The organism is Pseudomonas sp. QD4 (genome assembly GCF_049199125.1).
In the GTDB taxonomy this organism is placed as follows: domain Bacteria; phylum Pseudomonadota; class Gammaproteobacteria; order Pseudomonadales; family Pseudomonadaceae; genus Aquipseudomonas.
In genome coordinates, this window is the sequence record NZ_JBLZOM010000001.1 from 144,342 (window position 1) to 156,279 (window position 11,938).

At 66.4% G+C, this 11,938-nt stretch carries 7 protein-coding genes; 2 read left to right on the forward strand and 5 right to left on the reverse strand.

Annotated elements, in window-relative coordinates; translation table 11 throughout:
* Nucleotides 1-28: 28 nt before the first annotated feature.
* From ACOZJV_RS00630 to ACOZJV_RS00645, 4 genes are all read right to left on the reverse strand, one after another.
* Nucleotides 29-2,347, reverse strand: coding sequence for a PIG-L family deacetylase (locus ACOZJV_RS00630; RefSeq protein ID WP_421546495.1), 2,319 nt, complete (start codon nt 2,345-2,347; stop codon nt 29-31).
* A gap of 38 nt (nt 2,348-2,385) precedes the next feature.
* The gene (locus tag ACOZJV_RS00635) at nt 2,386-4,776 is read right to left on the reverse strand and encodes a TonB-dependent receptor plug domain-containing protein (protein WP_421546496.1); all 2,391 of its coding nucleotides are present in this window, start codon (nt 4,774-4,776) and stop codon (nt 2,386-2,388) included.
* A gap of 206 nt (nt 4,777-4,982) precedes the next feature.
* Nucleotides 4,983-5,159 (reverse strand): hypothetical protein, encoded by a 177-nt coding sequence (locus tag ACOZJV_RS00640; protein WP_161955726.1) that lies wholly within the window; start codon nt 5,157-5,159, stop codon nt 4,983-4,985.
* 168 nt (nt 5,160-5,327) lie between these two features.
* Complete coding sequence (locus tag ACOZJV_RS00645; RefSeq protein ID WP_201131391.1) at nt 5,328-5,885, reverse strand: hypothetical protein; 558 nt, start codon at nt 5,883-5,885, stop codon at nt 5,328-5,330.
* Nucleotides 5,886-6,205: 320 nt separating this feature from the next.
* Here ACOZJV_RS00645 and ACOZJV_RS00650 point away from each other — a divergent pair, with 320 nt between their 5' ends.
* The gene (locus ACOZJV_RS00650) at nt 6,206-8,383 is read left to right on the forward strand and encodes a PQQ-dependent dehydrogenase, methanol/ethanol family (protein ID WP_421546497.1); all 2,178 of its coding nucleotides are present in this window, start codon (nt 6,206-6,208) and stop codon (nt 8,381-8,383) included.
* Nucleotides 8,384-8,452: 69 nt separating this feature from the next.
* Nucleotides 8,453-9,889, forward strand: coding sequence for an aldehyde dehydrogenase (aldA, locus tag ACOZJV_RS00655; RefSeq protein ID WP_078468900.1), 1,437 nt, complete (start codon nt 8,453-8,455; stop codon nt 9,887-9,889).
* Nucleotides 9,890-9,960: 71 nt separating this feature from the next.
* On the opposite strand, the gene ACOZJV_RS00660 is transcribed toward aldA, so the two are convergent.
* Nucleotides 9,961-11,904, reverse strand: a complete 1,944-nt coding sequence (locus ACOZJV_RS00660) for a sigma-54-dependent Fis family transcriptional regulator (protein ID WP_421546498.1) — start codon at nt 11,902-11,904, stop codon at nt 9,961-9,963.
* Nucleotides 11,905-11,938: the final 34 nt, after the last annotated feature.

The following is an 11,938-nucleotide window of genomic DNA, read 5'->3' on the forward strand; positions in this document are numbered from 1 at the left end:
TGCTCTGCGCAGCCCCTGAACGACGCCTTCACTTCGCCAACAGATTGGCCAGCAGGCGTGCCGCGCCCGGCACGCCTGCCGGCAGTTGGCGGAAGAACGACAGCGGCGCGTAGATGAAGCGGCCCCGGCCCACCTGCGCGCTGATCAATGCGCCACTCAGTTCCTGTTCGCCACGGTCGTGCATGCCCAGCAGACGTTGATAGCGCGGGTCGATGTCGCTGGCGAAGTACAGCCCGCGCTCCTGCACCCAGCCATCGAAGTCGTGCTCGATGATGGGGTTGGGGTGGTTCAGCAACGGATGCTCCGGCAGCAGCAGGCGTACCGCGGCGTCCTCTTCGGTGACCCGGTCGCGGGTGATCGTGAAGGGGTAGGGCCCCAGCGGTTCGGCAGGCAGGGGCGCCAGCGTGTTGTATTGCACCAGCAGCACGCCGCCTTGTTCGACGTACTGCAGCAGTTGGGTGCGCGCCGCGGCGAGCGCCGGGTTGACGTTGTAGGCCCGGACCCCGGTGACGATGGCGTCGTACTCGGCAAGGGATTGCCGGGTGAGGGTCTCGGCCTTCAGTTCATCGACCTGATAGCCCAGTTGCCGCAACATCTGCGGCAGGCGGTCGCCGGCACCGGGCAGGTAGCCGATGCGTTCACCGCCGCGCTTGAGGTCGAATTTGACCAGGGTCGCGGTGGCCGGGGGGAACCAGTCAAACGCCGGAATATGCCCGTAGTCGATGGTTGCCAGGGCCTTGTCCAGCACCTGGCCGTCGACCCTGGCCTGAAAGCGCAGCTCGCCGTTCTGCGGGTGAGCCTCGGGTTCGAGGTCGAAGCCCAGGGTCAGTTCGTCGTCCTTGCGCCGCAGGCTGAACGGCTGCTGCTCGGGGGTGATGCGCCAGCCGGCCGGGGCCTGCGGTTGCAGCACGCCATTGAGTCCGTCGGCGAAAGCGTGCACCCGGACTTCGATCCGCCGGCTGTGATCATCACCAAACAGGTAGGCCGTGCTCGACGGGGTCAGTGTCAGCGGCGGTGTGAACTGCACTGGGCGATAGACCTCGCCACGGATCGGATCGACGTGCTTGAACTGGATCTCGCGCTGCACCTCAAGCACCTGCCCGGCGATGGCCAGCTGGGTGCCGACCTGCAGGCTGTGGGCCGAGCCGCTCAGCCGCAGCGGCTGGTCAATCTGCAATGGACGGTGCTCGCCAGCACTGAGCACTGACACCTCGACCGCGCTGCGCAGGAGGATTTCGGTGCGCACGGGAATGGCGCTGCCGGCCGGGAAGCGTGGCGCATCGGCCGTGGTTTCCAGCCACACGCCCGCCGCTGCCAGCAGCAGCGTCTGCACGTCTTGCAGCTTGCGCTCGCGCCACACGCCGGCGGGTAACCCCAGCAGTTGTCTGTGCAGTTGGGCCAGCCCCGGCACGGACTTGGCCGGTGCGGCACTGTCGTATTCGCGTTGCAGACGCTCGACCTGCCGGGCGATGGCCTGGGTCTGGGGCAGGCGGCTCCAGGTGCTGTCCACGCCGTCGAACAGGTCCTGTCGCGCGGCTTGGCCGTCGAGCAGGGCAAAGGATTCCATCAGTCGACCACGCTGTGCGGCGCTGCCGAAGCCCTGGCTCTTGTGGTGGTTGCGACTCAGGGCGGCTATTTCGCCATAGCTCAGGCCGAGCCTGGGGTTGAAGCCGCCGATGTCGACCTGCAATTGGCCGGGTTCGGTGGTGTCGCCGCTGCCCAGAAATGACTTCCAGGTGTTCCACAGCAGGCGCTTGGCTTGCCAGGGCTGAACCTCGCTCAACTGCTGGGGAAAACGGCGTGGGTCGGCCGCCGCGCGAAAGGCCTCCTGGGCCAGCAGCGAAGACGCCTGGTGATGACCGTGGCCGGCGCGGCTGTCACCGGGGAAGCGGGTGATGATGACGTCGGGCTGGAATTTGCGAATGGCCCAGACCAGATCGCCCAGGGTCTGTTCCTGGCCCCAGGCGCGCAGGGTTTCTGCCGAAGTCTTGCTGAAGCCGAAGTCCCTGGCCTGGCCGAACAGTTGCTCGGCGCCATCTTCCTGGCGAGCTTCGAGCAACTCCCGGGAGCGGATCAGGCCCAGGGCATTGCCCTGCTCGTTACCCAGCAGGTTTTGCCCGCCATCGCCACGGGTCAGCGACAGGTAGGCGGTGCGGTAGTGCCGCTGCTGAGCCAGCCAGGCGAGCAGTTGGGTGTTCTCATCATCGGGGTGAGCGGCGATGTACAGTACGCTGCCCAGGACCGCCAGGCGATCCAGGCCCTGGCCGATCCGACCGGCATCCAGTACCTGGGGTTGGGCCTGGGCCAGGCTGCTGGCGAGCAGCCAGGCGCAGAGCAGGGTGCCCATCCGTGTCAGCCGGGGCCAAGGCTTGATCGGGGCGCGCATCAGAACGCGTAGCTCAGGTTGGTGTAGTAGAACGCGCCCTGATGACCTTCCGGCGACACCGTGGAGTACTTGGCAATGCCGTAGGGGCCGCTGCCGGTGGCGTCCAGTTTGTCGGGGTGGCTGTCGAACAGGTTCTGCGCACCGACCGCCACCCGCAGCCCTGCGGCAAAGCGATAGCTCAGGTCGAGGTCGCTGATCCATTGCGCGGAGAAGGTCTGGTCGGTGCTGGCGGTGGTGCCACGGGTGGTGTACTCGCCGTAGCGGCGCTGGTTGAAGTTGGCTTCGAAGCCGTTGAAGGCGTAGTGCAGGCCCCAGATCAACTTGTTCTCCGGCACGTTGTCTTCCAGCACGCCGATGGCGGTGCGGCCCATGATCCGGCTCGAGGCGAAGCGCCCCACATCCCGTGCGTTGGTGACTTCGGTCTCGGTATGGGCAAAGCCCGCGCTCAGGTCCAGGGTGCCTCGGGGCAGGGTGAGGCGGTACTTGCCCCCCAGCTCCAGGCCCTTGGTGCGGGTGTCGAGGACGTTGGTGAAGAAGGTCGCGCTGTTGACGCCGGTGATGCCTGCCGCCGCCAGGGCCGCCACCACGTCCGCGCCGGTCAGGTTTTCGGAAGGGGTGATGCGGTCGTTGATATCGATGCGATAGGCATCCAGGGTGATGCTGGCCTCTGGCAGCGGGCGCAGCACCAGGCCGACGGAGATGTTCTTCGACTGTTCCGGCTTCAGCGCCTTGCCGCCCAGGGCCGCGGCGATCGGGCCGTCGGCACGCAGCGTGCGCTGCAACACCGAGTCGTACACCGCGCCGGTCTGCACGATCTGGATGCCGGAGGCCTGATACCCGGCCTGCACCAGGGAGGGCGCGCGGTAGCCGGTGCTCAGGCTGCCGCGTAGCGCGACCTTGGGCGTGAAGTCATACCGCAGGGACAGCTTGCCGTTGGTGGTGTCGCCGAAGTCCGAATAGTGCTCGGAGCGCAGGGCCACCCCGGCGTTGAATTTCTCGGTGACCTGGGCCTCGACATCGACATAGCCGCCGAACACATTGCGCGACAGGCGGCCGGCGTCCACCGGGGTGATCCCGGAGCTGGCGGGGGTGTAGAAGCCGCCCGCCGGGTGCGGGTACCAGCGGTTTTCCGAGGCGGCGGCTTCACCGGCCTGCAACTCGTATTGTTCCCAGCGATAGGCCAGGCCGCTGGACAGGGTCAGCGGGCCGTGCAGGCCATCGACCTCGAAGTCCTTGACCCAGTCCAGCCCCAGGTTGGCCTGGGAGTTGATGCGGCTGCCGGTGTCGAAACGGGTCGGCGAGGTGGGGCCCCAACTGGCATTCAGGGTGTCGTAGTAGGTGGAGTCGACTTCGTTGCGCCCGTAGTTGGCCGAGAGGTCGAACTTGCCCAGGCCCGGGTCCTCGAAGCGCAGGCCGGTGGTGGCGGCGTAGTCTTCGAGGCGATAGCGGGTCACCGGCCAGTAGCCGTTGGGGTAGACCGCGGCAATGTTGCGCCGATCTCCCGGCAGCACCAGCGAGGCTTCGGCGTCGCTGTTCTTGTGCGACCAGGTGGCGAAGCCGTAGGCACTCAGGCGCTCACTCAGGGAGGCCTCGCTGTTGAGCAGCAGGTTGTACTGGTCGGACACCTTGCCGACGCCGAAGCGCCAGTCACGCAAGGGGTTGCTGGCCGGCACCCGATTGTCCGGGTTGGTGTCGTTGGCCGGGTCCGACTCACCGGCATCGAAACTCACCGTCAGGAAGCCATCCCCCGGCAGCGCCAAACCCTTCCAGCCACTGAGCTTGCGCGACAGCCCATCGCCCTTTTTGTATTCACCCAGGCGATAGCCCAGCTTGCCGCCCTGGTCCGCGCCCTTGAGCACGATATTGATCACCCCGGCGATGGCGTCCGAGCCGTACTGAGCCGAGGCGCCGTCACGCAGCACTTCCACCCGCTCGATGGCATCCAGCGGGAACAGGCTGATGTCCACCGGCACGCCGCCCTTGGCCGCGTAGTTCTGCCGGGTCACCGTCGAACCCGTGTGCCGGCGCTTGCCGTTGACCAGCACCAGCACCTGGTCGGAACCCAGGCCCCGCAGTGACACCCCCGGCGGCACCTCCTGGGCGAAGGCGCCGTTGACGTTCTGCGGGAAGCTGAACGAGGGCAACAGGCTGGCCAGCGCCTGGCCCAGGTTGGCGGCACCGGAGTCTTGCAACTGGGCAGCGGAAATCACATCCACCGGTGCCGAACTCTGCAGCGCCGTCACATCGCTGCGGCGGGTGCCGATCACCACCACGCTGTCGAGCTGCTCGTCTTCGACGCGGGTTTCACGGCTGTCCTGGGCGAAAGCCAGCGAGGACGGGTTAAGGGCGGCGAGTGCAACGGCACCGGCTAAAACATTGGACTTGAACAAGGCGCTGATCCTGCATGAAGAAGGGAAGGTATCGGCGCTAGAGCAAGGGCGGTGCCAAGGCATTCGGAGGGCGGCGGCGAGGCGCGGAATGCGCGCCAGGAAAGCCTTGTGAAACAACCCACTACGGACGCTTTTTTTTCACGCACCAGGGCGAGAAAAACAACCAAGGCCCCCGTCGCAGAGGGCTCGCTGCTGCGTGGCAGGCACTATGCCAGCAACGCATCTGCAGCCGGGACGCTGACGTTCCGGGCCGTGAGCTTGGACAGGTCGGGGGTGATGTTCTGGGGGTGTGGTTGGGCGCTGCCCAGCAGGCCGGTGAGCACCAGCAGCAGGGCGAACAGCAATGAGACCAGCCAAGGGGTGAAGCGCAGTGCGTATGCCATGGGGGAGATCCTGACCGTTACCAGAGAGAGGGTTTGCCTCCACCTGGCAGGGGTCGGTCAGGAGCGAACTTAAGCGGCTGGCCAAGCCGTGTGAAATCATTTTTTGATCTAAGTCGCGTAGTAAACAACCTAGCCCGCCCGGAGCATCGCGCCGGTCAGGCCCACGCCTCAGGGTGTCGGCGACACCAGGGTGCGCTCACCCGACATCGACAGCTCGTAGATGCTCAGGGTGTAGCCGTCGGCGAGCACGGTTTCGATGAGGTAGGTCTGCAACGGCTTGGGCGTGAAGATCTGAACCGGCGGCTGCTTGCTGGCGCCCAGGGGGATCGGGATGCCGTTGAAGACGAAGGTGGATTCCTTGACCTTGGCCCGGACCTTGATCGGCTGGCCGGCGCTGACCAACTGGTCGATCACATCGGTCCCGGGGGCCATGCGCCGCAGGTAGGCGGGGATTTTCTTGAGGTAGGTGGCATCGAACACCGGCTCGCCGGCCACGATCATGAGGTCGTTCGGCACTTGCGGACTGCTGAAGTAGAACGTGACCGGGTTGTTGCCTCCGCCGCCGACATGGCGGTACGTCAGGCTGGCGTGCTTGTCGTCCGGGACCAGGGTCACATGGGGCGCGGGGGGCGGCTTGACCGCCTTGGCCGTCGGAGCGCGGTGGGAGCAGGCGCTGATCAGCAGGGCGGCGGCGATGGCGGTGGACAGCGTCAGTGCTTTATTCACGGGTATTCCTTAATAAAACTCACCGCCCTACGACTGCCAGTCCGTCTTTAGGTTCAAGGGACCGTGGCCTGCTGGGCAGATGAGGCCGTTGGCGCCCAAGCGACGATGCACGGCCGAAGGTGTCGCCCTGTGCCAGGCCTGACGCAGGTGTAGCGGCCGATGCGACACCTGTCGCACCCGGACGCAAGCCCTGGTCCGGGCTGCACGCCTTGCCCCGTGGGGCTTGCAGGGGATTGTCCGAAGGCTGGCATGGCGGTTGCTCTTCTCTAGTCGCGCAGCGCAATGGCTTCGCTACTAATAAGAATCAGGAGTCTCCCCCCATGACACAGATTGGCCTCGCCGTGCCTCCCTCTTTGCCGACCGCGCCCCTTGGCGTTCCATTCAAGACCCTGTTTATCGCCCTGGCCCTGGCCTTGGGTGGTGCGCCGGCCTGGGCCCAGGACCTGCCGGCCAATGTCGATGGCCCGCGGATTATCGCCGCCGACAAGGAGCCCGGTAACTGGATGAGCACCGGGCGCACCTACGACGAACAGCGCTACAGCCCGCTGAATAAGATCAGCGACCAGAACGTCGGCAAGCTGGGCCTGGCCTGGAGCTACAAGCTCGACCTGGATCGCGGGGTCGAGGCCACGCCCATTGTGGTTGACGGCGTGATGTACACCACCGGGCCGTTTTCGGTGGTCTATGCCCTGGACGCGCGCGACGGCAAGCTGCTGTGGAAGTACGACCCCAAGTCCGACCGCAACCGCGCGGGCGAGGCTTGCTGCGATGCGGTCAACCGCGGCGTGGCGGTGTGGAAGGGCAAGGTCTATGTCGGGGTGCTCGACGGTCGCCTGGAGGCCATCGACGCCAAGACCGGGCAGCGCGCCTGGTCGGTGGACACCCGCGCCGACCACAAGCGCAGCTACACCATCACCGGCGCGCCACGGGTGGTCAACGGCAAGGTGGTGATCGGCAACGGCGGCGCCGAGTTCGGCGTGCGCGGCTATGTCACTGCCTACGACGCCGAAACCGGCAAGCAGGCCTGGCGCTTCTTCACCGTGCCGGGGGACCCCAAGCTGCCACCGGAAGACAAGGCCATGGAAATTGCCGCCAAGACCTGGCACGGCGATGCTTTCGTCGAGCAGGGCGGGGGCGGCACCGCCTGGGATTCCTTCGCCTTCGACCCCGAGTTGAACCTGCTGTACATCGGCGTGGGCAACGGCTCGATGTGGGACCCGAAATGGCGCAGCCAGGCCAAGGGCGACAACCTGTTCCTGTCCTCCATCGTCGCAGTCAACGCCGACACCGGCGAGTACGCCTGGCACTACCAGACCACCCCGGGCGACGCCTGGGACTACACCGCGACCCAGCACATGATCCTCGCCGAGCTGCCGATTGATGGCAAACCGCGCAAGGTGCTGATGCAGGCGCCGAAGAACGGCTTCTTCTACGTGATCGACCGCGCCACTGGCGAGCTGCTGTCGGCCAAGGGCATCGTGCCCCAGAGCTGGACCAAGGGCATGGACATGAAGACCGGCCGGCCGATCCTCGATGAGGAGAACGCCGCCTACTGGAAGAACGGCAAGCGCAACCTGGTGACTCCGGCGTTTTGGGGCGCCCACGACTGGCAGCCGATGTCCTACAACCCCAACACCGGGCTGGTGTACATCCCGGCGCACATCATGTCCGCCTACTACGAGCACATCCCCGAGGCGCCCAAGCGCAACCCGTTCAAGAGCATGTACCAACTGGGCCTGCGCACCGGGATGATGCCGGAGAACGCCGAAGGCCTGCTGGAAATGGCCAAGGGCTGGTCCGGCAAGCTGATCGCCTGGGACCCGGTGAAGCAGAAGGCGGCCTGGGAAGTGCCCTACGTCACCATCTTCAACGGCGGCACCCTGAGCACTGCCGGCAACCTGGTGTTCGAGGGCAGCGCCGATGGCCGGGTGATCGCCTACGCGGCCGACAGCGGCAACAAGCTCTGGGAGCAGCCCGCCGCCAGCGGAGTGATGGCGGCGCCCATTACCTACAGCGTCGACGGTGAGCAATACGTGACCTTCATGGCTGGCTGGGGTGGCGCCTTCTCGACCTTTGCCGGGGCCTTGTCGCTGCGGGCCGGGGTCCAGCCGTTTTCCCAGGTGCTGACCTACAAGCTGGGGGGCACCGCCACGCTCAACGAACCGGCACCGCCCGCCGACACGCCGAAACCACCGCCCTTGAGCCGTGACACCGCCGCCATCGACGCCGGCGCCAAGCTGTATGACGGCTACTGCTCGCAGTGCCACGGCATCCATGCGGTCAGCGGCGGCGTGTTGCCGGACCTGCGCAAGCTGACGCCGGAAAAACACCAGATGTTCCTCGGCATCCTTTTCGGCGGCCGGGTCCCCGATGGCATGCCGTCCTTTGCCGACGCCTTCACCCCGCAACAGGTGGACCAGATCCATCAGTACCTGATCAAGCGCAGCCACGACCTGCAACAGGAAGGCGGCATCTGGAAAACCTTCAGCACTCAGTAACGACCCGCGACGCAGGCGCCCCGGTGGCGCCTGCAGCCTTTTTTTGACCCTGTCTGCGAGAGAACCACCATGACCGAGCTGATTCATTACCAGAACTTCATTGGCAACGCCTTTGTCCCCAGCGACCAGCACATCGAGGTGCACAACCCGGCCAATGCCCGCTTGCTGGCACGGGTGCCCCAGGCCAGCAGCGACCAGGTCGAGGCCGCCATCGCCGCCGCGCGCCAGGCGCAAAAGGGCTGGGCCGCGCGTCCGGCCATCGAGCGCGCCGGCTACCTGCGCCAGATCGCGAGCAAGGTCCGCGACAACGCCGAACGCCTGGCCCACATCATCACCGCCGAGCAGGGCAAGGTCCTGGGGCTGGCCCGGGTCGAGGTCAACTTCACCGCCGACTACCTGGACTACATGGCTGAATGGGCACGGCGCCTGGAAGGCGAAGTGCTGACCAGTGACCGGGTCGGCGAAAGCATCTTTCTGCTGCGCAAACCCCTGGGGGTGGTGGCCGGGGTCCTGCCGTGGAATTTCCCGTTCTTCCTCATCGCTCGCAAAATGGCGCCGGCGCTGATCACCGGTAACACCATCGTCATCAAGCCCAGCGAAGAAACCCCGATCAACTGCTTCGAATTCGCCCGCCTGGTGGCTGAAACCGACCTGCCGCCCGGGGTGTTCAACGTGGTCAGCGGCACCGGGGCCACGGTCGGCCACAGCTTGACCAGCCACGCCGGCATCGACCTGATCAGCTTTACCGGCAGCGTCGGCACCGGCTCGCGGATCATGGCCGCCGCCGCGCCGAACATCACCAAACTCAATCTGGAACTGGGAGGCAAGGCCCCGGCCATCGTCCTCGCGGACGCCGACCTGGCGCTGGCGGTCAAGGCCATCACCGCGTCGCGGGTGATCAACACCGGGCAGGTGTGCAACTGCGCCGAGCGGGTGTATGTCGAGCGCAAGGTGGCCGAGCCCTTTATCGAGCAGATTGCCGCATCGATGGCGGCCACCCGCTATGGCGACCCCCTGGCCGAGGACGACCTGGACATGGGCCCGCTGATCAACCAGGCGGCCCTGGACAAGGTAGCGAAGATGGTCGAGACCGCTCGCGGCCAGGGGGCTGAAGTGATGACCGGCGGCGCGGTGGCCGACAAAGGCCAGGGCTTCCATTACCAGCCCACGGTGTTGGCCGGCTGTGGCAGCGAAATGCCGATCATGCGCCAGGAGATTTTCGGCCCGGTACTGCCGATCCAGATCGTCGATGACCTGGAAGAAGCCATTGCCCTGGCCAACGACAGCGAGTACGGCCTGACCTCATCCATCTACACCCGCAGCCTGAGCGCGGCCATGCGCGCCAGCAACGGCCTGGATTTCGGTGAGACCTACATCAACCGCGAGAACTTCGAGGCGATGCAGGGCTTCCATGCCGGGACGCGCAAGTCCGGGATTGGCGGCGCCGACGGCAAGCACGGTTTGTACGAGTACACCCATACCCACGTGGTGTACATCCAGATCTGAGGCCGGGTCCGAGGTAAAAAAATGCCGGCCCCCATCAAGGGGCCGGCATTTTTCATGGGGGCGACGGCGTCTTACAGCCGGTCGTTGGGCGCGATCAGCCCGTGCTTTTTCATCTTGCGGTACAAGGTCGAGCGCGAGATGCCCAGCTCACTGGCGGCGGCGCTGATGTTCCAGCGCTGGCGGCGCAGGCAGTCGTGCAGGCGCCGGGATTCATCGTCGCCCAGTTGCTCGGCGAGGTGCGCGGTCGGCGGCGGGTCGCGGCTGATCAGGGGCAAGGGCAGGGGCGCCAGCAGTTCGCCGGGCAGGCAGTCGAGGTCGATGACCCCGTCTTCGGCCAGGGCCACGGCGTAACGCAGGCTGTTGAGCAGTTGGCGGATATTGCCCGGCCAGGGGTAGTCGAACAGGCACTGTCGAGCCGGGGCGTCCAGGCGCAGCCCGTGGGCGTCGGTCTGCGCCCGCAGCAGGCTGTCGATCAGCTCGGCGCGGTCGCTGCGCTCGCGCAAGGCCGGAAGCGCCAGGTTCATGCCGGCCAGACGGTAGAACAGGTCCTGGCGAAAGGCTTTGGCGGCGATCATCCCGTGCAGGTCCTGGTGGGTGGCGGAGATCACCTGCACATCCAGCACCACCGGCACTTCGGCCCCCAGGGGCGAGATTTCCCGCTCCGCCAGGACCCGCAACAGGCGGGTTTGCAGGTGCGCCGGCATGTCGCCGATCTCGTCGAGAAACAGCGTGCCGCCGTTGGCCAGTTCCAGCTTGCCCTTCATGCCTTTCTTGTTGGCGCCGGTGAAGCTGCCGGCGCGGTAGCCGAACAGCTCGCTTTCGATCAGGGTTTCCGGAATCGCCGCGCAGTTCAGGGCGATAAACGGCCCGGCGCGACGGCTGCTGGCCTGGTGGATGGCGCGAGCGAAGGCCTCCTTGCCGGTGCCGGTCTCGCCGGTGATCAGGATCGGAATGCCCTTGTCGATCACCTTGCGTACCCGGCGTATGTTCTGTTGCAGGCGTGGGTCGTTCCCGGCCAGTTGTTGCAGGTCCGGATGCGGCTGGCTCGCCGGGCGCACCACGGCGGGCGGCCGGTGCTGCTCCGAGGGGATGCGCAGGCCGATATCGAGCAGGGCTTCATCCTGCAGGCCACGCAGGCGCACACCGCGCGCGCCGCCATTGGTGAACTGCAACAGTTCCTCCACCGTGGCCGGCAGCAGGCTGTGGATCGGCGCCCCCAGCAGCGGCGCCCCGGCGCCCCGCTCCAGGGCCACAAAGGCCGCGCGGTTGGCGCCCATCACCCGGCCGTTTTCATCCAGGGCCAGCAACTGTTCGTTGGCCAGGTCGGCGATTTCATCGATGGGCTTGAGGGACAGGGTCAGGCGATCGCGGTGGCTCTGGCGAAAGTGCGCGTTCTCGATCAGGCGCGCGTACATGATCACCAGTTGCAGGGTCAGGTACTGGCTTTCCCGCGGGCCGTCGCTGTTCAGGCAGGTGGCGTTGAGGCAGCCGCGCAGCAGGCCCTGGGCGTCGAAGATCGGCGCCACCGAGCAACTGAGGCGGAAGTTGGAGGCCAGGAAGTGTTCTTCGCGGTGGATGATCAAGGGCTGGGCGGCTGCCAGGGTGGTGCCGATGCCGTTGGTGCCGACCATCGATTCGTCCCAGCGCGCGCCGACCACCAGCCCCGACTGGGTGTAGGCGTCGTCGTGGCTCGGCAGCCGTGAGTCGAGGGTGATGCCGTTTTCGTCGCTGAGCAACACCGCGAACCCGGCCGGAACCACGCGCTTGGCCAGGCCGCTGACGCCCTGGCTGGCAATCGACAGGTACTGTTGATGTTGCTGCTGATGGCGGCGGATGTCCTCGGCGCACAGGATGTTCTTGCGGCTGGCGGCGCCCGGGTCGAGGCGGTGCTCGACCACGCTGCGGTACCAGGACTGGGCGATCAGTCCGTCGGGGCGGATGCCGCGTGCGGAAAAGTGATCGTTGACGAAGGCCGCGAGTTCGCTGGGGCTGGTCTGCGCGCTGTGCCGAGTCATGGAGTGCTCCCATCAGGCGTGACACCGGGGGGTG

Coding starts and splice junctions, on each gene's coding strand:
- ACOZJV_RS00660 (WP_421546498.1), bottom strand. CDS start 11,904: ATGACTCGGCACAGCGCGCAGACCAGCCCCAGCGAACTCGCGGCCTTC.
- aldA (WP_078468900.1), top strand. CDS start 8,453: ATGACCGAGCTGATTCATTACCAGAACTTCATTGGCAACGCCTTTGTC.
- ACOZJV_RS00640 (WP_161955726.1), bottom strand. CDS start 5,159: ATGGCATACGCACTGCGCTTCACCCCTTGGCTGGTCTCATTGCTGTTC.
- ACOZJV_RS00650 (WP_421546497.1), top strand. CDS start 6,206: ATGACACAGATTGGCCTCGCCGTGCCTCCCTCTTTGCCGACCGCGCCC.
- ACOZJV_RS00630 (WP_421546495.1), bottom strand. CDS start 2,347: ATGGGCACCCTGCTCTGCGCCTGGCTGCTCGCCAGCAGCCTGGCCCAG.